Source organism: Vibrio sp. PBL-C16, assembly GCF_034321865.1.
Classification (GTDB): domain Bacteria; phylum Pseudomonadota; class Gammaproteobacteria; order Enterobacterales; family Vibrionaceae; genus Vibrio; species Vibrio alginolyticus.
On sequence record NZ_JAXLNY010000002.1, the window covers coordinates 2,372,948 to 2,393,554 of the forward strand.

18 protein-coding genes and 1 pseudogene are annotated in these 20,607 nt (G+C 45.2%); 8 read left to right on the plus strand and 11 right to left on the minus strand.

All coding sequences use genetic code 11. From position 1 onward, the window contains the following. Window positions 1-57 precede the first annotated feature (57 nt). The 5 genes and pseudogenes from queF to xni all read left to right on the plus strand — a co-directional run bounded on the left by queF (window position 58) and on the right by xni (window position 7,524). Window positions 58-903, plus strand: coding sequence for an NADPH-dependent 7-cyano-7-deazaguanine reductase QueF (gene queF, locus UQW94_RS19175; protein ID WP_322142491.1), 846 nt, complete (start codon window positions 58-60; stop codon window positions 901-903). A 164-nt stretch (window positions 904-1,067) separates the two neighbouring features. Next, a complete protein-coding gene (locus UQW94_RS19180; protein WP_017635678.1) occupies window positions 1,068-3,350 on the plus strand; it encodes a tetratricopeptide repeat protein in 2,283 nt (760 codons plus the stop codon). 98 nt (window positions 3,351-3,448) lie between these two features. Continuing rightward, window positions 3,449-5,015: pseudogene (locus tag UQW94_RS19185) on the plus strand (diguanylate cyclase). 291 nt (window positions 5,016-5,306) lie between these two features. Beyond that, window positions 5,307-6,683 (plus strand): nucleotide 5'-monophosphate nucleosidase PpnN, encoded by a 1,377-nt coding sequence (gene ppnN / locus UQW94_RS19190; protein ID WP_005383611.1) that lies wholly within the window; start codon window positions 5,307-5,309, stop codon window positions 6,681-6,683. 58 nt (window positions 6,684-6,741) lie between these two features. Then, window positions 6,742-7,524, plus strand: coding sequence for a flap endonuclease Xni (gene xni / locus UQW94_RS19195; RefSeq protein ID WP_054579049.1), 783 nt, complete (start codon window positions 6,742-6,744; stop codon window positions 7,522-7,524). Between the two features lie 109 nt (window positions 7,525-7,633). On the opposite strand, the gene rlmM is transcribed toward xni, so the two are convergent. The 7 genes from rlmM to pomA form a co-directional block, all read right to left on the minus strand. Beyond that, a complete protein-coding gene (gene rlmM, locus UQW94_RS19200; protein WP_017820611.1) occupies window positions 7,634-8,725 on the minus strand; it encodes a 23S rRNA (cytidine(2498)-2'-O)-methyltransferase RlmM in 1,092 nt (363 codons plus the stop codon). Further along, window positions 8,722-9,120: a DUF423 domain-containing protein gene (locus UQW94_RS19205; RefSeq protein WP_031780837.1), complete on the minus strand. Its 399-nt coding sequence runs from the start codon at window positions 9,118-9,120 to the stop codon at window positions 8,722-8,724. Before UQW94_RS19205 ends, rlmM begins: the two co-directional genes overlap by 4 nt. Further along, a complete protein-coding gene (locus tag UQW94_RS19210; RefSeq protein WP_005383614.1) occupies window positions 9,110-9,733 on the minus strand; it encodes an alpha/beta fold hydrolase in 624 nt (207 codons plus the stop codon). Before UQW94_RS19210 ends, UQW94_RS19205 begins: the two co-directional genes overlap by 11 nt. Next, a complete protein-coding gene (locus tag UQW94_RS19215) occupies window positions 9,714-10,634 on the minus strand; it encodes a transcriptional regulator GcvA (protein ID WP_005383616.1) in 921 nt (306 codons plus the stop codon). The genes UQW94_RS19210 and UQW94_RS19215 overlap by 20 nt, the downstream gene beginning before the upstream one ends. A 510-nt stretch (window positions 10,635-11,144) precedes the next feature. Next, window positions 11,145-12,593, minus strand: a complete 1,449-nt coding sequence (thiI, locus tag UQW94_RS19220; protein ID WP_005383617.1) for a tRNA uracil 4-sulfurtransferase ThiI — start codon at window positions 12,591-12,593, stop codon at window positions 11,145-11,147. A 211-nt stretch (window positions 12,594-12,804) separates the two neighbouring features. Beyond that, a complete protein-coding gene (locus UQW94_RS19225) occupies window positions 12,805-13,752 on the minus strand; it encodes a flagellar motor protein MotB (RefSeq protein WP_005383619.1) in 948 nt (315 codons plus the stop codon). A gap of 14 nt (window positions 13,753-13,766) precedes the next feature. Then, window positions 13,767-14,528 (minus strand): flagellar motor protein PomA, encoded by a 762-nt coding sequence (gene pomA, locus UQW94_RS19230; protein WP_005381564.1) that lies wholly within the window; start codon window positions 14,526-14,528, stop codon window positions 13,767-13,769. A 263-nt stretch (window positions 14,529-14,791) separates the two neighbouring features. Here pomA and xseB point away from each other — a divergent pair, with 263 nt between their 5' ends. From xseB to dxs, 3 genes are read left to right on the plus strand one after another with little or no spacing between them, the layout of a single operon-like run. Continuing rightward, window positions 14,792-15,034, plus strand: a complete 243-nt coding sequence (gene xseB, locus UQW94_RS19235; protein WP_005381566.1) for an exodeoxyribonuclease VII small subunit — start codon at window positions 14,792-14,794, stop codon at window positions 15,032-15,034. A 21-nt stretch (window positions 15,035-15,055) separates the two neighbouring features. Beyond that, window positions 15,056-15,940 carry a (2E,6E)-farnesyl diphosphate synthase gene (ispA, locus tag UQW94_RS19240; RefSeq protein ID WP_005383621.1) on the plus strand — a complete coding sequence of 295 codons (885 nt, stop codon included), beginning with the start codon at window positions 15,056-15,058 and terminating at the stop codon, window positions 15,938-15,940. Between the two features lie 20 nt (window positions 15,941-15,960). After that, a complete protein-coding gene (dxs, locus tag UQW94_RS19245) occupies window positions 15,961-17,826 on the plus strand; it encodes a 1-deoxy-D-xylulose-5-phosphate synthase (protein WP_167415051.1) in 1,866 nt (621 codons plus the stop codon). A 47-nt stretch (window positions 17,827-17,873) separates the two neighbouring features. Here the strand turns inward: dxs and pgpA are convergent, their stop codons facing one another. From pgpA to ribE, 4 genes are all read right to left on the minus strand, one after another. After that, entirely contained in the window at window positions 17,874-18,380 is a 507-nt protein-coding gene (gene pgpA, locus UQW94_RS19250; RefSeq protein ID WP_031780838.1) for a phosphatidylglycerophosphatase A, read from the minus strand. A gap of 91 nt (window positions 18,381-18,471) precedes the next feature. Then, window positions 18,472-19,437, minus strand: a complete 966-nt coding sequence (thiL, locus tag UQW94_RS19255; protein ID WP_213874901.1) for a thiamine-phosphate kinase — start codon at window positions 19,435-19,437, stop codon at window positions 18,472-18,474. A gap of 78 nt (window positions 19,438-19,515) precedes the next feature. Further along, on the minus strand, window positions 19,516-19,983 hold the full coding sequence (nusB, locus tag UQW94_RS19260) for a transcription antitermination factor NusB (protein WP_005381571.1): 468 nt from the start codon (window positions 19,981-19,983) through the stop codon (window positions 19,516-19,518). Continuing rightward, entirely contained in the window at window positions 19,983-20,453 is a 471-nt protein-coding gene (ribE, locus tag UQW94_RS19265; RefSeq protein ID WP_005381572.1) for a 6,7-dimethyl-8-ribityllumazine synthase, read from the minus strand. Before ribE ends, nusB begins: the two co-directional genes overlap by 1 nt. Between the last annotated feature and the right edge of the window lie 154 nt (window positions 20,454-20,607).

Below are 20,607 nucleotides of genomic sequence, written 5' to 3' on the forward strand. Positions count from 1 at the left end.
ATTGACCAGCGGATTCAGTAAAATTCTCGCCATTCTAATCGAAAACGACCACAAAGTATGAGCAAATATTCTGACGCTAAAGAGCTTGCTGGCTTAACACTAGGTAAAACGACCGAGTATGCGAACCAGTATGACCCAAGCTTGCTGCAACCAGTCCCTCGCAGCCTGAACCGAGATGACCTCCAGTTAGGCGATACTCTGCCTTTCATGGGGCACGACATTTGGACGCTGTACGAACTGTCTTGGTTAAATAGTAAAGGTTTACCACAAGTGGCCGTTGGCGAAGTATACATTCCAGCCACCAGCGCAAACTTGATTGAATCGAAGTCTTTCAAACTGTACTTAAACAGCTATAACCAAACCCGCTTTGCAAGCTGGGAAGAAGTGACTGAGCGTTTAACACAAGACCTTTCTGAATGCGCAGGTGAAAAGGTGCTGGTTGAGGTGAATCCAGTGACCCACTATACCAATCAACCTATCGTAACAATGGACGGTGAATGTATTGATGACCAAGACATTAACATCACCAGTTACGATTTCGATGCCGATTTGCTTGAAGGTGCGGCAGGTGAAATACAAGTTGAAGAGGTGCTACATAGCCACCTATTGAAATCAAACTGTTTGATCACTAACCAACCCGACTGGGGCAGTGTAGAAATTCGCTACCAAGGCGCAAAAATAGCTCGTGAGAAGCTGTTACGTTACTTAGTGTCTTTCCGCGAGCACAATGAGTTCCACGAACAGTGTGTAGAGCGTATTTTTACGGATCTAATGAAATACTGCCAACCAAGCAAACTGACCGTATTTGCCCGCTATACGCGCCGTGGAGGCTTGGATATCAACCCTTACCGCTCAACGGAACAAGATAAGCCAGCTCACAATCACCGTATGGCTCGTCAGTAAGCGCATAGGCAACAGAAATAAGTTCGGCAATCTAAAGGGTTGCCGGACGTTTTTATTGTCCAAGCATGTTACTATATCAAATGGCTTCAACCCGCATTTAAACGGCTAATTGAGGCTTTTCGCCGTTATCGCCATATCTAAAAACAGTTCGAGGGAACGAAAGGATGTTTTGGGACAGTTCGCGTCTATTCAAATTGATTGGCTTTCTTTGCTTGCTGTTTGTACAGCCACTTCATGCAACCATTTTATCGTCCGCGTTACTCAACGAAGCACAACAATTGGCGGAAATAGAACCATCACAAGCAAAACAAGCGGCAACCAACTATTTGTCACAGCGTGAGCTAACAGAACGCAAAGAAAGTGACAGCCCTTCAGCCATGTCTCGCGACGAAACAGATCGTAGCGTTCGCACACCAAGCAGCACCATCGAAGCGCACAAGATTATCGCTCAGGCAGATTACGCCATGGGTAATGTTCGTTCGGCTATCGAGCACCTAAATAAAGCGGAACGCTTAGCGCAAGAATATCAATTGCCGTACATGGACTTAGATCTCCAGCTGATGCGCAACCAAATGATTTGGATGTACGACGAAAACTACTCAAAAGCGGAAGACACGCTTAACCAAATTGAACAACAGCTCGATGAAGCCGATGCCGTATTACAACGCACCGACAGCGTTCGCTACCGACTAGTGATGCAAAGAGCACTCCTCGCTTCACATAGTGGCGATATCATTAAAGCGGAAAACTTGTACTCTGAAGCAAAGACCATGCTTGACGATAGCCGCTCTGAGTTAGCCTTGATCGACTACTACACTGCCGTCGGCGAGTTTTACCTCAATAGCAAGAAATACAATTTGGCTTTGTCAGAACTGCTATACGGTTATTGGCAATCTATTGAAAGTAACAGTGGTGCAAGATTAGCAAAAGTGAATCGCCTTTTGGCTAGGCTCTTCCAGGAGCGACGAGTGTACGACAAAGCGATCGAATACTTATCTCAAGCCGCAGATTTTTATGACTCTTACCCTAGCTCTCCGATCCTAGCGGACGTCCTAGAGCAAATGGGCGACATCTACTTTTATCAGGGTAAGTTTAACCTTGCGTTAGTGCATTACTTCAACGTGCTTGACCATGAAAGTACCAGTAAGAACATCAATAGAATCATTAAAATTCGCTTAAGCTTGGCGGCTACCTACCTACAACTCTATAACTACGCGCTAGCAGAGCAGTACTTAGACCGCTCTAAAGAGCTTTTAGAATACACCAATATTCCTAAGCTTGAAGCAAAGGCTGCCCTGCTTCAGTCAGGTCTGGCTTATCATCAAAATGACAGTAAAGACGTCATTACTAATGCTAAGCTGGCGTTAGCGCTTGCTGAAAAGTCACCTGAAAATAACAACTTCATTAAGCAGCAGTCATACCGTTTACTTGGGTTGGGTTACGAGCAGGCAGGCGAATACAAACTTTCTCTGCAAGCTTATAAAAAATACACCAACCTCGTTCGTCTAGAACAAAAGCAGCTTAACCAAATCAGTGAGGATGCGTTCCGTCAGCAAAAAGAATTTGCCGAACAAACCATCCATTACATCGGTCAATCAGAACGCTTAGAGCAAGTGGAAAGAGAGCATCGTAAATTCCAGAAAATCTCATTTGCATTGTTTATTACTGTCTTGGTCATGTTTTTGTTCATTATGCGCCGTGGTGTCATTATGCAGCGCCAAGCAAGTGAAATCGAAAAACTGCGTAACGACCTCTTCACCCACTCTCGCTCTCGTTTACGTAACTTGCGTATGCTGAATGTTAAGCTTTCTCGCTCATTGAAAAAGTCGAGCGAAACTTTCGAGCAATGGCAAATGGGTGAATTGATCCACGAACCACTTAATGATCGCCTACGCTTTGTTATGATCGATTTGCCATTCTTACGAAGCATGTACGTCCATAACGGCTATAAGGCAGGTCTAGAACTAGAACGGGCATTTGGCGACTTCCTTGCGGAAAAAATAGAAAAACCGTCGCGTCTTTACCATTTCTCAGATGCGAACTTACTCTATATAGAACCGAACGCTGACCGTGATGCTTCTGCCGAAGTCATGTTCGAAAAATTCCAGACTTGGGTGGATGAGTTCGCTCAGCAGCACAACGTCAATCGTATTATTCGTATGGGCATCAGTGATTATCCGTTCTTACCCCGAGCCTACACTGCAATTAACGATGAGGAATTACTCGATCTGTTGTTGCTTGCGACTCACATCGCACGAGAAGTCAGCTTGAAGGATAAGCAAAGCCACTGGGTGTTCTTAAAAGCCATCGATAATGCGCCTGCTGCTAGCTTTGCAACAGGTAACATAAGAACTGCCTGTCAACATGCCATTAGCCAAGGCCTGATCAAGATCCATTCGTCCTACAAGAATGAGGACGACATCAAGAAAATATTAAAAAATGGATAATTAAACGCCTGTTGAACGTAATAACTAATGACGCTATAAAGTTTTTTGTTATTATCAGATAATTGTCAGTAGTACATGGACTTAACCGTAGTCACTTCATGGGAATCTTGGAATCCGATATTCAGTCGCAGCTGCATCAGCTGAGTTGTCAACTTGACCAACTCAGACTGACTCATCGTGATACTTCACTCAAATTCAAACGTGAACAACAAGTTCTTAAACGCGTTGTGGCATCATTGTCTTCAGCTTGCCAGGGTTCGAATACTCAGGTATCCAACTACCTATTTGAAATCCAACAAGAGCTGCAACATCAAAAAGATATCAGCACTCTTATCCCGCGTTTAGCGGTATTAGAGAGGATGCTCAAACAGCAGTCGAAGACGATGGATAAACAAAACGGTTACCTTGACGAACAAATCAAGCACAGTGCTGAAACACTGCAACGTGTCACGGGCTTACCTGCGCAGTTAAAACGTGAACTACGGAACCTGATGAGTTTCTCTGAAGTTCACGCCAGCAATAAAGCTGATCAAGCCACTAAGCTACTGAGTATTTACGAACGCGCTCTGAAAATCATCACGTCTAATTCACGTCTACATCTTAGCGAATTTGAAAACAATCCCGACAGATTCTCAGCTTGAGTGCTTAGCCAGCGACCTCCAACATACTATTACAGAGCTGGATTTCGAGGGAGAATCAGGCGATAGATTGCTGGATATTCGCGCTAAGTTGCTCCTTGGCGTGAGTGCCGAGTCTCTCATTGAGCTTACGCTCTCAACGCTGAAATTGGTTGTCGAAGCAACAAAGTTCGAGCGCGAGGCGTCTAGCCAATTCCTTGATCAGCTGAACACTTCTCTCGCAAGTAACCTAAAAACCGTTCATCAGAACGTCGACCAGCATCATACCTACTTTGAACACCGCCAAGAGCTCAACACAGAAATGAACAGCTTGGTTGAATTAAGCCAAAAGTCACTTAATCAAGCTCAAGATATCGCGGTTGTGAAAAAAGAAATCACGCCTCTTCTCGAAAAAATGGCGTCGCTGACAGAGCGACTGAAAATGACGGAAGAGCGAGAGCAAGCGCTGCAAGAACGGTTAAGTTACAGTAAGAACCAACTCGAAGCGGTATTTGAAACTACGCAAGATTATCGTCGACGCTTAGATGACCAAGCTCAGCGTATGTTGCTCGACCCGCTGACTAAAGTTTATAACCGCACTGCATTTAACGATCGACTAGAGCTAGAGTATCGCCGTTGGATTCGCTCTCAGCAAAACCTTCGTGTTGTGCTGTTTGATGTAGACAATTTCAAAGCGGTGAATGATAGCTATGGTTATACGGCTGGCGATAAAGCGCTGAAGATTATCGCTCGTACTATTAACAAGCGCGTATCAGAAACGGAAACAGTGGCTCGCTTTGGTGGCGAGGAGTTCATTCTACTCGTCCCGGAACAATCTGAAGAATACACACTGGATCTGATTAAGCATATCCAGCGTGATATTAGCCAATTACCCTTTAAGTTCCGTGAGCAAAATATCATGATTACCTTAGCTGCTGTATCGACGTCTTTCAAAGAGTCCGATACGCCAGAGTATGTGCTCGATCGTCTTGGCAAGATGCTTGCGGACGCTAAAAAACGTGGAACAAACCAGCTTAACTGGAGCTAGAATTCGTACAAAAAGCGAGCAAACAAACCAAATTTGGTGCAATCTACGCTTTATAACCACCCATTTTCAACGAGTTATCACATTTCTTCCCTTTTAGTCTGCTAAGCTGTAAAAACCCAAGTCACTTCAAGATGATGTATTTATAAAAGGCAAATGTATCATCTTGAGGTTGCTTGGGAGTTGATAACCATAAAACCAAATCGGCCAACTACCTTTCATCAAACCATACGTATAACACCAAAAAGGTAAGTTGGTACTTTCCCTCAAATTAATGCAACACAAGGAGGCGTTATGATTACCCATATAAGCCCCGCTGGTAGCATGGACTTGCTATCTCAACTAGAAGTAGAGCGCTTAAAGAACACAGCCTCGAGTGAACTTTATCAGTTGTACCGTAATTGCACATTAGCGGTGTTGAACTCCGGTAGCCATACCGATAACTCGAAAGAACTGCTCGATAAATACCAATCGTTTGATGTCAACGTCGTGCGTCGTGAGCGTGGTATTAAGCTTGAGCTGACTAATCCGCCAGAGCACGCTTTTGTTGACGGCGAAATAATTAAAGGTATCCAAGAGCATCTGTTCTCCGTATTGCGTGATATCGTTTACGTAAACATGCATTTGGCAGACGCCCAACGGCTCAACCTTACTAACCCAATTCACATTACGAACCTCGTATTCGGCATTCTTCGTAATGCAAGAGCATTAACTCCAGGTATCGCACCGAATCTTGTCGTATGTTGGGGTGGTCACTCTATCAATGGAGTGGAGTATCAGTACACACGTGAAGTGGGTAACGAACTGGGCCTGCGTGAACTTAACATCTGTACAGGTTGCGGCCCTGGCGCAATGGAAGGGCCGATGAAAGGTGCAGCGATTGGGCACGCAAAGCAACGTTATACTCAGCAACGTTATCTTGGTTTAACCGAGCCCTCGATTATTGCGGCCGAGCCACCAAACCCAATAGTAAATGAACTGGTCATCATGCCCGACATCGAAAAGCGCTTGGAAGCCTTCGTCCGTATGGCTCATGGTATCGTTATTTTCCCAGGTGGCCCGGGCACAGCGGAAGAGCTACTGTACATTCTTGGCATCATGATGCACCCGGATAACGCCGATCAGCCAATGCCTATCGTATTAACAGGACCAAAAGAGAGTGAAGAGTACTTCCGCTCTATTGATGAGTTCATTCGCGACACACTTGGTGAGGAAGGGCAAAAGCACTACGAGATCATCATTGACGACCCGGCAGAAGTCGCTCGTATTATGAAACGCTCCATGGACTCGGTACGCCTTCACCGAAAAGAGAAAGGCGATGCGTACAGCTTTAACTGGTCATTGAAAATTGAGCCAAACTTCCAACTGCCATTTGAACCTACTCATGAGTCGATGGAACAATTGGATTTAAGCCTAGATCAAGAACCGCAAGTTTTAGCGGCCAACTTGCGTCAAGCCTTCTCTGGCATAGTTGCAGGTAACGTAAAGGCTGAAGGTATTCGAGAAATAGAACGGAGAGGGCCTTTCACCATTCATGGCGACGCAGTCCTCATGAAAAAACTCGATAAGTTGCTAAAAGACTTTGTCGAACAGCACCGAATGAAATTACCTGGCGGTTCAGACTACGAACCGTGTTATCGAATCGCTCACCCGGAAATTGGTGGTCGATAGTCAGGCTAGCATTCGTTACACTAGGGGCATTACGCCCCTTTTTTATTGCTAAGTCATTATGTCTATTCATCTTGTTATCATTGATGCCCTAAACCTGATCCGCCGAGTGCACTCAGCACAACCAGATCCAACCGACATAGCAAGAACCATAAGCACAACGCAAAGAACCCTCACTCGCATTCTGTCAGAGGCCAACCCGACACACATCATCGCGGTTTTTGATCACCACGAACAAGACAGAGGTTGGCGCGCTGAAATTCTCCCTGACTATAAGCAAAACCGAAAACCAATGCCTCAGCCATTACTGCAAGGGTTAGATGCGATTCAACAAGCGTGGTGGGAGCAAGGTATTGATTCATTGCTGTCTGAAGGCGATGAAGCAGATGATTTGGTTGCTACACTCGCAACGAAAGTGGCCAGCCATGGTGAAAAAGTCACCATCGTTTCAACAGACAAAGGTTACTGCCAGCTACTTTCCCCTACCCTACAAATCCGTGATTATTTCCAACATCGTTGGTTAGATGAACCATTTATCGAAAAAGAGTTCGGCGTAAAACCAAGTCAACTAGCGGATTACTGGGGATTAACAGGGATAAGCTCTAGCCAGGTTCCGGGCGTACCTGGAATTGGCCCGAAAGCAGCGAAAGAGATTCTCACTCAGTTTGAGAGTATTGAAGCTGCCTACGCTAGTGAAGATCTCGTACCGAAATACCGTAAAAAATTGGATGAGCACATTGAGTCTGCTCGTTTATGTAAACGCGTCGCCGCTTTAAAGTGCGATATAGAACTAGGCTTTAACTTGCAAGATATTCGCTTTTTAGGGCCAAACAAAGCGGAGTAGTGTCCGATGGTAGTTTCACACCATGAAATCCGGCAGATATTAAAAAAGCGCCATTTGAAGGCGCTTTTTCTATTCTAATCACTATTCCCAAAAGACTCGGGGAATAAAGTTAGTAAGGTGAAATATTCGACAGACATTGGATATGAATCGTGATCTCTTCACGATCATGATACAAATGTTTAGCTTGTAGCTTGAACTTTACCTTATTATCAATGAGGAACTGCTTCAGATTTTCAAGGTCTTGCAGCACTTCGTCATAACGCCCTTTCATTGGCAGCTTAAGGTTAAAGATGGCCTCTTTTGCCCAACCTTTTAACAGCCACTGTCCCATCAGGTGAGCAACACGAGCTGGCTTTTCCACCATGTCACAAACAATCCATGTTACGTTCTTGCGGTCTGGTTCGAACTTAAAGCCATCCACCATATGGTGCTTGATCTGGCCAGTTTCCATCAAACTATCTGCCATCATGCCGTTATCAACGCAGTGAACGAACATTGAGCGCTTCACTAATTGGTACGTCCAACCGCCTGGACATGCACCTAAATCCACACCCCACATACCTGGTGCCAAACGCTCATCCCACTCTTCACGTGGAATAAAGACATGAAATGCTTCTTCCAGTTTAAGTGTTGAACGACTTGGAGCGTCTGCTGGGAATTTAAGGCGAGGGATACCCATGAAGAACTGTGAGTTGTTGTCAGTGTAAGAGTAACCAACGTAACAGTGGCCAGGCTCAACAAAGCAAATGTGCAGTACTGGTTTTTTCGCGTTATCTTTGTTCAGCATTAAGCCTTTGCCGCGCAACGCTTGACGCATTGGGACGGTAAACTTACGGCAGAATTTCAGTAGCTCTTTCGCTTCATTTGTATCTGGCGTTTCAATTCTCAAATCACCACAACGAGGGAATGCTTCAATGTCTGCTAGTTCATTCAAAATTGGACTAATGCGGTCATCACTTGGCAACGATTGAAACTCAGCTGCTACCGCAAACATTTGTCGAGCAAAAATTAAAGACTTAAAGTCTAAACCTCTCGCAAGTTTGTCGGCATCTCCATCTTGGTAACACTCGAAGACAACATAACCTGAGTTTCTCTTCACACGAGGGAAGCCATACACTTCCAACTGTGTCGCTTTGTCCTGAATTTCACCAGCACACTCTTTCTCAAAGCCAGAACGGCAATAGAGCATTAGTTGTTTCACTTGGAGACCTCTTTGATATTGAACGCAGCAAAAAAGAACAGACACCAACCAATCATGAACAGTAATCCTCCCACAGGAGTAATTGGCCCCAACCACTTAATGCCCGTCAGCGCCAGCGCGTAAAGACTGCCGCTAAAACAAAAGATGCCGATAATAAAGCAAATCGCCGCAATGAAAAAATATTTTTGTGCTTTTTGTCCCAAATTGAGCAGAAGCAGAATGGCACAAAACACAATCGCCAACGTGTGAATAAATTGATACAGAACTCCGGTCTCAAATACACCGAGCAAATAAGGGGCCAGTGTCGCTTTTAGCCCATGAGCAGCAAATGCTCCAAGAGCGACCGAAATCAGCCCAGACAATCCAGAGAATGAGAGTAACCACTTACTTTTCACTGTACACCTCTTTTATAAACGCCGCTAACTGCTCTATCGCGAGTGCAATGTTACCCACTTCAGTATGACCTGAGATCTTGCGCGGTTTGAAGCTGTGGTCACCATCAGGTAAAAAGCTCACCGTTACTTGTGACGAAAGGACGAAATCATCGAATTCCTCACGCTTACCAAAGGTGTCTCGTTCCCCTTGCAGAATCAGCGTAGGTTTCTCAATGGTTGCTAAGTGCTCGCCTTTGTATTTCTCTGGCTTTCCTGGCGGGTGAAATGGAAACCCTAAACAGGCAATGCCCGCCACCAGCTCATTTTCAGCCAACAAGCTCGACATACGACCGCCCATTGACTTACCACCAATAACCACGGGAGAAGAAGTAAAGTGAGCGATCACTTCGCTGTATGCTTCGAGCAACTTTGGCGCGCGATCGGGCGGACGCTTTTTGCCATCTTCCGAACGTTTCACCATGTAAGGGAAATTAAAACGCACTACACGAATACCTTGCTCCACTAATCCTTTGGCGACAGCTGTCATGAAGTCATGCTCCATCCCCGCACCTGCGCCGTGAGCAAAAATAAACAGCGGTCCGTTTTCAGGCCCCTCAGCTATCCAGTGATTCATCCAATACTTCCTCTTGTTCTTTTCTCGCGGTTGCTAACATCCAGTCTCTAAACGTTGCGATTCGGCCCATATCTGCCTGCTGTTCATGACACACCACATAGAATGCATTCTTAGATATCAACACCTCGTCGAATGGTGCAATGAGTCGTCCGGCTTCCATTTCAGGTTTGGCGAGTACGTTGTTACCGAGCGCGACCCCCTGACCGTGCGCAGCAGCCTGTAGCACCATCGTTGAGTGACTAAAAATAGGACCGTGGTTTACGTTGATGCCTTCAATGTTGTAATGACGAGCAAACTGCTTCCAGTCTTTACGCGAAGTATCGTGTAACAAAGTATGTAATTTGAGGTCACTTAAAGATTCTAATGGTTTGTTACCCAAAAGTAATGAAGGTGAACAAAGTGGGATCAAAAACTCTTGGTACAATTTATCTGCTCGCAAACCTGGCCAGTTCCCACGGCCATAGTAGATCGCCACATCAACATCATCAGTCAGTGAGCCTTCATCCATATCTACGGCTTTAATACGTACATCGATATCGGGCTCTTGAGCATTAAAATCGGCCAAACGAGGTACAAGCCATTGGATAGCAAAACTCGGCGGTAGGCTAATCGTCAATGCCCCTTTTTCGCTACGTTCCAACACCTTATCTGTCGCTTCCGCAATCGAGGTGAAAATATCTTTGATATCGAGAAAGTAACTTTGGCCTTCTTCTGTTAACAACAAAGAACGATTACGTCGACGGAAGAGCTTCAATGATAAGAACTCTTCAAGCGCTTTAATCTGGTGACTGACCGCGGCTTGAGTAACAAATAACTCTTCTGCTGCTCGTGTAAAACTGAGATGACGAGCAGCCGCTTCGAAGACTCGAAGCGAATTTAATGGAGGCAATCTGCGAGACATATGGGACCTCTAATAGGATTAGTTTTTTTAATCTGAAACATTATAAAATGTCCGTTGTCGAACAGCCAGATAAATTCTATATTTCACCCCGCAACACGGGCCTGAACGGCTTGATTTCTTTGGAAATCAATTGGCTTCGTTGTTGCGATGTTGTGTTTGCAAACTCGTATTTCGAGTTAGGTAGATTTCTACCATAATGTTTTGTCCACACTCCCTGTGACAAAACATATACTTCCTGTATTTATTTTTGACCTGTCTGTCAAATTTGTTACACCGCCTAAATTAGGCGGTGTTTTTTTATCTATCAAAAATCTCATCCGCATATCTGGCAGCAATATCACTTTATTACTCTTCTTTCGGATTAATTATCGTTATATCAACACAAAGTGTATGGCTTTGCGATAAGCCTCAACATTATGCTAAGTAATGGTTGTCTGTAACGCGATCAAAAACAAAAAAGGCGCAAATTGATGTCTCAATTTGCGCCTTTTAACGTATTTTATCAGTCAGCTATGGACGGTAAACTTTTACGTTGCTGAAGCCTTGCTCTTGCAAGTAAAGCGCTTGCAGACGGCTCATCACACCGCGGTCACAGTAAAGTAAGTATGTCTTAGACTGGTCTAAGTCACCAAACTGTGTACCCAGCTTGTAGAAAGGGATATGTTTCACATCCACACCTTCGATTTCAAGTGGGTTATCGTCTTCCTCTTCAGGACTACGAATATCTAGCACAACCGCGTGCTCTTCTACCGCTTGAACTTGCTCTACTTCTGGTGCGGCTTGCTCAGACTCTTTCGCGATATCACGAATGTCCATCATGCGAGCTTCTTGAACCACTTGCTCAAGGATACTAAAGTCGAATTTCTCTTCTTCAGCTTCTAGCTTGCCTTTCACCGCTTTCACGGTTGGCTTCTTAGAGATAACACCACAGTATTCTGGCATTGTCTTTGCGAAATCTTCTGTGCCGATTTCACGTGCTAGATTGATGATGTCTTCTTTATCCCAGTTGATAAGTGGACGCAGAATCAGCGTGTCAGTTACGTTGTCGATATGGCGTAGATTGGTTAGCGTTTGGCTCGATACTTGACCTAGCGCTTCACCTGTTACCAATGCTTCGATCTTCATCTTCTGAGCGATCATGCCTGCTGCACGCATAAACATACGCTTCAAGATCACGCCCATTTGGCCGTCATCGACTTTCTCTAGGATTTCCGCAACCACAGGTTCGAAATCAACTGAGATAAAACGTACTTTTGCTGAAGAACCGTATTTGTTCCATAGGTAGTGAGAAACCTGCTTAACGCCGATTTCGTGTGCTGGACCACCTAAGTTAAAGAAGCAGTAATGTACTTTTGAACCACGCTTGATATGAAGATAGCTTGAAACACCAGAGTCGAAACCACCCGAGATCAGGCTTAACACGTCTTCTTGCGTACCCAGAGGGAAACCACCTAGGCCTTTATGACGAGACAATACTTGGTTTAGCTTGTCGTTCGAGACTTCTACCTTGATCGTCACGTCTGGGTTTCGTAGCTTAACACTAGCGCTTTCAATCGCTTGATTTAAACCACCGCCTACATAACGCTCTAGTTCAATGGAGGTAAAGTCATGCTTGCCACGACGCTTCGCACGTACAACAAAGGTTTTATTTTCGAGTGCAGCACGGTTGAGTTCTAGCACTTGCTCGAAGATATCGTGCAAGTCTTTAAATTCAGTTTGCTTCACTTCCAGTACGTGGTGAATGCCTGGTGTATGAGTCAAAACCTCAAGAACTTCAGCGTGGAATTCGTTACTCTCAGAGGTCACTTCAATGTGATCACGACGGTTAAATACCGCGACAGACTCCGTGCGGCTCTTAATGATGTTACGAATGTTGCACTCTAAAATCTTTGTGAAGCGCTTACGCACAGATTCACTTTTTACAAAAATTTCTGGATGGGGCTTTACAATAAATTTCATAGTCTAATTCGCAGGTTAGTTTCGCAATCAACAAAGAGTGACACTCAACTTCAATACTTCATACGCAGTAAAACCGCGTTTCAGTCACAAAAAGTAGTCTGAGCTCACTTTTAAGGCGCAAGATTATACACCCAAGCGGATTGGAAAAACAAAAAAAGCGAGCAATCTGCTCGCTTTCTTGTCTCTTTACTGACTTAAAACTAAAGCCTAGTTATTGAATTACCGGCACTTCTTCACTGTAGAGAGGCTCGCCTTGCATAATGCTGATTTCAACCCGTCGGTTAAGTGCGCGATTGTCATCAGAATCATTCGGTAACAAGGGCTCCGTATCCGCCATGCCTCGTACTCTTAAACGTTGATGAGAGAAGCCTCTCACTTTCTCCATCTCTTGCGCGACTGATACTGCGCGCTGAGAAGAGAGATCCCAGTTAGAACGATAAAGTTCCGAATCTAGCGGTCGATTGTCTGTATGGCCAGATACTCGAACAATGCCTGGCACATCTTTTACTAGCTCTGCAATCTGACGAACTAAAGGGCGAAACTTAGGCTGCAAGAAGGCCGAACCTTCTGGGAATGCACCTTTTTCACGCATACGTATAACAATCTGCTGACCGAGGTTTTCAACTTCAATGGCGCCTTGTTCAATCTCTCGCTCTAAGGCTTTCTTGATGCTTTCCATCAAGGTTTCCATCTCTTGCGACATCTCTTTAGATTGCTGTTGCTGCATGTCCGCTTCGGCAGATTCATTGTTTTGAGTTGACGTTTCTGGCGATTGCCCACCCGTTAACTTGCCTTCATCACGTTTTGTGCCACCAGCTCGATCAGACTCCCCTTCATGAAATTCGAGCGTCTGCTGAGTGATGTCCATGGTTTGCTGCATGATGACATCAATCGGAGTTGGTTCCGGCCGACCCGGTCGAAACTCTTGGGCAATAATGCTAGTACCTTTGGGAATGTCTTTCACTTCAAGCTGATTTTGCACACCGAAGGCAAATTTCATTGATCCTGCAATTTGTTTGAACTTCAGTACATCCATCTCAGAAAACGAGAGTAGAAGAACAAAGAAACACATCAGTAGCGACATTAAGTCCGCGAATGTCCCCATCCATAACGGGAGACCGGGTGGCGGACAATCGCATTTGTTATCTTCATCATCCATCACGACTCTCCAAGTTACTCGTCAATCTCAAGGGCACGTTTACCTTCATTGAGGTAGTTCTTCAAGTAACTATCGATCACTCGCGGGTTTTGGCCATCTTGAATCGCTAATACGCCATCCATGATCAAACGGCGATTTAGCGTTTCTTGGTCACGACGAAGAGAAAGCTTATCCGCAATAGGGAAAAACACCATATTAGACAGGATCGCGCCATACAATGTGGTCAAGAGTGCAACGGCCATTGCTGGTCCAATCGCTTTAGGGTCATCCATGTTTGAAAGCATCGCAACAAGACCAACCAAGGTGCCAATCATTCCCATCGCAGGAGCAACGTCGCCAAAGGCGCGAAATACGCCAGTACCTTGCGTATGTCGTTCATCCGTAAGCGCGATGTCTTTTTTGAGTGCCGCTCTCACAACGTCGGCATCATGGCCATCAACCAGTAGATCAATGCCTTTCTGCATGAATGTGTTGTTTATTTCCATCTCTTCAAGAGCAAGAAAACCACCTTTACGCGCCGCATCGGCCATTTCCACAATTTTTGCGATCAGGTCTTCGGGTTCATCCGCTTTAAACATGAAGGCTTTGCCAGCAATCTTTGTCGCACCAAAAAACTGTCCCATTGTGAACTTCATCAACACGACGAATATTGAGCCGCCAACGACAATAAGGATCGACGTGACATCGACAAACATGCCGATGCTGCCACCAAGCACCATCGCCATAATGACGAATGCAAAACCACCAATCAAACCTAATAGGGTTGCTAAATCCACAAAGCACTCCTCACGCTATACTCAAATACTGCCATTGGGCGGATTATTACCTGTATCGACAACTCGCGCAGAATTTTTAGAAAAATCTTAGCTAATGGATCACAAATTACACTTAACAACCTCAACCAAAATATGGGGTTTCACAGCTTAGACTCGTTGAACGCTAATTTTGTGACAATTATATAAGGTTAAATTTGACCAAGTTACTAGGCTAAGGTAACTTTCGTGCATCTTACCCGAGGCTTGATTAAGGCAGAAAAAAGATGGCGGTCAAGAAACCAGAAAACATGACCTTTGAAGCAACCATTGAAGAGCTTGATAGCTTGGTTGATCAATTAGAAAATGGCGATCTTGCTCTAGATGATGCCCTGCGTAAGTTTGAACGAGGCATTGCCTTAGCTCGTGCAGGCCAAACTAAATTAAGCGACGCCGAACAGCGCGTGAGCATTCTTCTTAGTGAAGATGATGAAGCACCACTGAGTGACTTCAAACCAGATTCAGAATAACAATCAGTAGTGAGCAATGTGATGCAACAGACATTGACGTCTTTTCAACAAAGAAACAATCAGCAATTGAATTTGTGGCTCGATCAGCTTCCATATCAAGAGCAGCCATTGATTCAAGCAATGAAATACGGCCTTTTGCTAGGTGGAAAACGCGTTCGCCCTTTTCTTGTTTACATCACAGGTCAAATGCTCGGCTGTAAACCTGAAGACTTAGACACCCCCGCCGCTGCTATCGAATGTATACATGCCTACTCACTCATTCATGATGATCTGCCAGCCATGGACGATGATGAACTGCGTCGAGGTCAACCAACTTGTCATATTAAGTTTGATGAAGCAACCGCAATACTGACAGGTGACGCACTACAAACTCTTGCCTTCACTATTATTGCTGATGGTCAATTAAGCCCGGCGGCTGAAGCTCAACGCATCAACATGATCAAAGCCTTAGCGCATTCCTCTGGTGCCAGCGGCATGTGTGTAGGGCAAGCCTTAGATTTAGGCGCGGAAAATCGCCAAGTTTCTCTTGAAGAAATGGAAGAGATACACCGTAAAAAAACCGGAGCTCTGATTGATTGTGCGGTAAAATTAGGTGCATTAGCTGCTGGTGAGAAAGGTATCGAGGTTCTACCTCACTTGGAGCGCTACTCAAAAGCAATTGGTTTGGCGTTTCAGGTTCAAGACGATATTCTTGATATCATCAGTGACACAGAAACACTGGGTAAGCCTCAAGGTTCCGACCAAGGTCTGAATAAGAGCACTTATCCTTCCCTGCTGGGTTTAGAGGGAGCCATAGAGAAAGCTCACACTCTGTTACAGGAAGCACTTCAAGCATTGGAAGCTATCCCATACAATACTCAGTTACTCGAAGAGTTCGCCCGATATGTCATCGAGCGCAAAAATTAACACTATAAGCGCGCATTTATATGACTCTTGATATTTCAAAGTACCCAACACTGGCGTTAGCAAATACACCGGAAGAATTACGTCTTCTTCCGAAAGAAACATTACCAAATCTGTGTGATGAACTGCGAACGTATCTGCTAAATTCAGTGAGCCAATCTAGCGGACACTTAGCGTCTGGCTTAGGCACCGTGGAGCTAACTGTCGCTCTGCATTATGTTTACAACACCCCTATCGACAAATTGATCTGGGATGTTGGTCATCAGGCTTACCCGCATAAAATCCTCACCGGACGTCGCGATAAAATGCCAACAATTCGCCAAAAGGATGGTCTACACCCTTTCCCTTGGCGTGAAGAAAGTGAATATGACACCTTATCTGTCGGCCACTCTTCGACATCGATTAGTGCAGGTCTTGGCATGGCCATCAGCGCACAAAAAGAAGGTAAAGGTCGCAAAATCGTCAGTGTGATTGGTGATGGCGCAATTACAGCAGGCATGGCATTCGAAGCCATGAACCACGCTGGCGACGTTCATCCTGATATGTTGGTGATTTTGAACGACAACGAAATGTCGATTTCAGAAAACGTCGGCGCCCTGAATAACCACCTTGCAAAGGTACTTTCTGGTAGCTTATACACTTCTATCCGTGAAGGCGGTAAGAAAGTGCTGTCTGGTGTTCCACCTATTAAAGAGTTGGTTCGCCGTACGGAAGAGCACCTAAAAGGCATGGTGGTGCCTGGTACTCTGTTCGAAGAGTTCGGCTTTAATTACATTGGCCCGGTTGATGGGCACGACGTCAATGAACTCGTCAAAACGCTGAAAAATATGCGTGAGCTCAAAGGTCCTCAATTCCTACACATCATGACCAAGAAAGGCAAAGGTTATGAGCCTGCCGAGAAAGATCCTATCGGCTACCATGCAGTGCCGAAGTTCGCACCGGCAAACAATAGCTTACCGAAGAGCAGTGGCGGTAAGCCAACTTACTCAAAGATCTTCGGTGACTTTTTATGTGACATGGCGGCCCAAGATCCTAAGCTAATGGCAATTACGCCAGCAATGCGCGAAGGATCAGGTATGGTGCGTTTCTCAAAAGAGTACCCAGATCAATACTTTGATGTGGCGATTGCTGAGCAGCACGCAGTGACACTGGCAACAGGCATGGCAATTGCGGGCGATCATCCAATCGTTGCTATCTATTCGACTTTCTTGCAACGTGGTTATGACCAATTGATCCACGACATCGCGATCATGGACTTACCAGTGATGTTTGCGATCGACCGCGCAGGTCTCGTTGGCGCAGATGGTCAAACTCACCAAGGTGCGTTCGATTTGAGCTTTATGCGCTGTATTCCGAACATGGTGATCATGGCGCCAAGCGACGAAAACGAGTGCCGACAAATGCTTTACACTGGCCATAAGCATTCTGGCCCGAGTGCGGTTCGATACCCTCGTGGTAGCGGCATGGGCGTAGAAATCGAAACTGAGTTTACGGCTTTAGAAATCGGTAAAGGACGCATGGTTCGCCAAGGTGAAAAAGTTGCTATTCTGAACTTTGGTACTTTCTTGGGTAACGCGCTAGAAGCGGCAGAATACCTTAACGCCACTGTTGCTGATATGCGCTTTGTGAAGCCGCTCGATGAGGCATTGATTCGTCAACTAGCCGCAGATCATGACGTGCTCGTGACGTTAGAAGAAAATGTTATCGCGGGTGGTGCTGGTGCTGGTGTCGTTGAGTTCATGATGAAAGATAAAATCATTAAACCTGTGTTGAACCTAGGTTTACCAGATGAGTTTATTCATCAGGGAACACAAGATGAACTGCATGAAGAGCTTGGTCTCGATGCAAAAGGAATTGAAAAATCCATCTTGGATTATTTAGCAAAATAGAATGTAAAAAGGGATGCTCATAGCATCCCTTTTTTTACGGTCAACGTTTAATTCATCCAGCCCGCATATTTTGCGACTAGAAACAGGGCAACACCGGCCATAACTCCCGCCACGATATCATCAACCATAATACCCAGCCCACCGTGAACTCGCTTATCTAGCCACCCAATTGGCCAAGGTTTTACCATATCGAAAAAACGAAATAAGATGAAGCCAGTGATCAACCACTTCCATTCAGTGAGTGGAATATTCAGTGCAGGTACAATGCTCATCGTAATCCAAAAGCCTGCAAACTCATCCCATACGATTGAACCATGATCATGAACTTTCATGTCTGCAGAGGTCACTTGGCATATTTGAATGCCGATCACACACGAAATCAGAACAACAATGACATACGCCGTAAATGGTAATTGTGCCAACAACAAAAAGAAAGGCACGGCCGCCAGTGTGCCCATTGTTCCAGGGATAAACGGGGATAATCCACTGCCAAAACCCGTCGCCAATAGATGCCACGGGTTCTTTAATGAAATCAGAGAAAGAGGGTTGGTCATATCCTTAAACCTATACTGCTAGTTTGGTTTCAATCGTCATGCCTGTGAGTTGCTCAATAGTAACAGGCTCTTGGCTAGAGCTTAGCTCAGATCATTTAAAGTGGTCGAAGCCACTTAAGTCCCAATCAAGTGGTTGATTGTTATCATGCAGCTCGAAGGTTCCATTTGGTCGGATTTGACCAATACATGTGACCTTACAGCCAGTATGAGATAAAGCGCTTTGTAACGAGCCTCGATTTTGCTCCGGCACGGTAAAACACAACTCGTATTCTTCGCCACTTGCTAAAGCATACTGCTGCGCGCTGATCTTATCATCTAAAAACTGAACTAATTCTGAAGAGATCGGTAGCTGAGAGACATCAATACTCACCCCAACCTGAGATCGCTGTAAAATGTGCTTAATATCAGAGACTAAACCATCTGAGATATCAATCGCCGACGAGGCTAAGCCAACCAGAGCCTGACCAGCGAGCACACGAGGCGAACTAAGGTAATGAGCTCGCTCTAGTGCTTCCGCGCCGGCTCTGCTGCGCAGAGAGTCATCTAGAATCACATCCAAGCCAGCTTTTGCATCGCCAAGGTTTCCCGTTACGTATACCCAATCCCCAGGCTTGGCTCCGGATCGCGTGAGCGCTTTGTCTTCAGGTACAAAACCTTGCACCGTGAGTGTCAGACACAATGGCCCTTTGGTGGTATCACCGCCTATTAACTGAATACCATAGTAATCAGCCAGTTCGAAAAATGCATCACAGAAAGGAGCAAGCCATTCTTCATCTGGCTCAGGCATCGTTAATGCAAAGCTCACCCACGCAGGCGTTGCGCCCATCGCCGCCAAATCACTAATGTTAGAAGCCAATGCTTTGTGTGCGACCCATGCTGGGTTCGCGTCGGCTAAGAAATGCGTTCCAGCTACCAATGTATCCGTGCTAATCGCAATCTGAACATTAGCTGGCGCTTTGACCAAAGCGCAATCATCACCAGCGGCTAGATGGACATCTTTACGTTGGCTCTGACGACCGACGAAGTACTTGTCTATCAGATTAAATTCACCAGACATAATTCACTTACTTTTTGATGTAAAAGCTTTTGATACAAAAAAGGTCAGCATGTGCTGACCTTTTCATTGAAGAAATCGTTATTTCTTACGAATGTGAGGTGCTGCTTTATCAAGTACACCATTCACAAACTTGTGGCTATCTTCTGCTGCGAAAACTTTTGCAAGTTCAATCGCTTCATTGATAACAACTTTGTAAGGAACATCTTCGCGACGAGTCATCTCGTACATAGCAAGGCGAAGAAGAGCAAGTTCCATCATATCTAAATCCTGCATAGGACGAGAGATGTATGGACGAATTTTGCTATCTAGCTCAGCGTGGCTAAGTACAACACCGCTTAATAGTTCACGGAAGTAAGCTACGTCTGTCTCTGGAGCAGCAAGCGCTGGCTCAGATGCATGAAGTTCTTCTTCATCGTATTTGTCGCCAGACAAAAACTGTTCTTCAATCTTGGCAACATTCTCTTTAGTAATTTGCCATGAGTAGATCGCCTGTAGAGCGAATTGACGTGCGTTACGACGTGCGGCTGGTTTCACACTGGCCCCCATTAGGAATCAATTTCAGATAGTACATTAATCATTTCAAGTGCGCTTAGTGCAGCCTCTGCACCTTTATTACCAGCCTTGGTTCCTGCGCGTTCAATCGCTTGATCGATCGTATCAACAGTCAAAACACCAAATGCTACTGGAATGCTGAATTCCATAGACACTTGTGCTAGACCTTTGTTCATTTCACTACAAACATAGTCAAAGTGAGGCGTTCCACCGCGAATAACAGACCCTAGAGAAACAATAGCGTCGAATTTGCCAGTTTTAGCAACACGCTGAGCTACTAGAGGTAGTTCTACGGCACCTGGACAACGCACAACCGTGATGTTGTCTTCGCTTACTTGTCCGTGACGCTTTAGTGTATCGATCGCACCAGAAAGTAGGCTTTCGTTAATAAAACTGTTGAAACGAGAAATAACGATAGCAATTTTTGCATTTGGCGCTGGGAAGCCACCCTCGATCACTTTCATAAGCTTTCCTTTAACTCTATTTATAAGTGAAATATGTTCATCAAGTGAGAATCGCCGGATTCTAGCACAAATTTGTGAGCAATATCTAATGGAAATTGGAGGCAAATCACCGGTTCCTAGCCATTGACGAGTTAAGCACGTCAAAGACTAGGAA

Bases quoted from the DNA above. Each gene is read 5' to 3' on its own strand.
- thiL (WP_213874901.1), bottom strand. From the start codon at position 19,437: ATGTCTGGTGAATTTAATCTGATAGACAAGTACTTCGTCGGTCGTCAG.
- ppnN (WP_005383611.1), top strand. From the start codon at position 5,307: ATGATTACCCATATAAGCCCCGCTGGTAGCATGGACTTGCTATCTCAA.
- ispA (WP_005383621.1), top strand. From the start codon at position 15,056: ATGCAACAGACATTGACGTCTTTTCAACAAAGAAACAATCAGCAATTG.
- xseB (WP_005381566.1), top strand. From the start codon at position 14,792: ATGGCGGTCAAGAAACCAGAAAACATGACCTTTGAAGCAACCATTGAA.
- thiI (WP_005383617.1), bottom strand. From the start codon at position 12,593: ATGAAATTTATTGTAAAGCCCCATCCAGAAATTTTTGTAAAAAGTGAA.
- dxs (WP_167415051.1), top strand. From the start codon at position 15,961: ATGACTCTTGATATTTCAAAGTACCCAACACTGGCGTTAGCAAATACA.
- xni (WP_054579049.1), top strand. From the start codon at position 6,742: ATGTCTATTCATCTTGTTATCATTGATGCCCTAAACCTGATCCGCCGA.
- UQW94_RS19180 (WP_017635678.1), top strand. From the start codon at position 1,068: ATGTTTTGGGACAGTTCGCGTCTATTCAAATTGATTGGCTTTCTTTGC.
- UQW94_RS19225 (WP_005383619.1), bottom strand. From the start codon at position 13,752: ATGGATGATGAAGATAACAAATGCGATTGTCCGCCACCCGGTCTCCCG.
- ribE (WP_005381572.1), bottom strand. From the start codon at position 20,453: ATGAAAGTGATCGAGGGTGGCTTCCCAGCGCCAAATGCAAAAATTGCT.
- pgpA (WP_031780838.1), bottom strand. From the start codon at position 18,380: ATGACCAACCCTCTTTCTCTGATTTCATTAAAGAACCCGTGGCATCTA.
- queF (WP_322142491.1), top strand. From the start codon at position 58: ATGAGCAAATATTCTGACGCTAAAGAGCTTGCTGGCTTAACACTAGGT.
- UQW94_RS19215 (WP_005383616.1), bottom strand. From the start codon at position 10,634: ATGTCTCGCAGATTGCCTCCATTAAATTCGCTTCGAGTCTTCGAAGCG.
- UQW94_RS19210 (WP_005383614.1), bottom strand. From the start codon at position 9,733: ATGAATCACTGGATAGCTGAGGGGCCTGAAAACGGACCGCTGTTTATT.
- nusB (WP_005381571.1), bottom strand. From the start codon at position 19,983: ATGGGGGCCAGTGTGAAACCAGCCGCACGTCGTAACGCACGTCAATTC.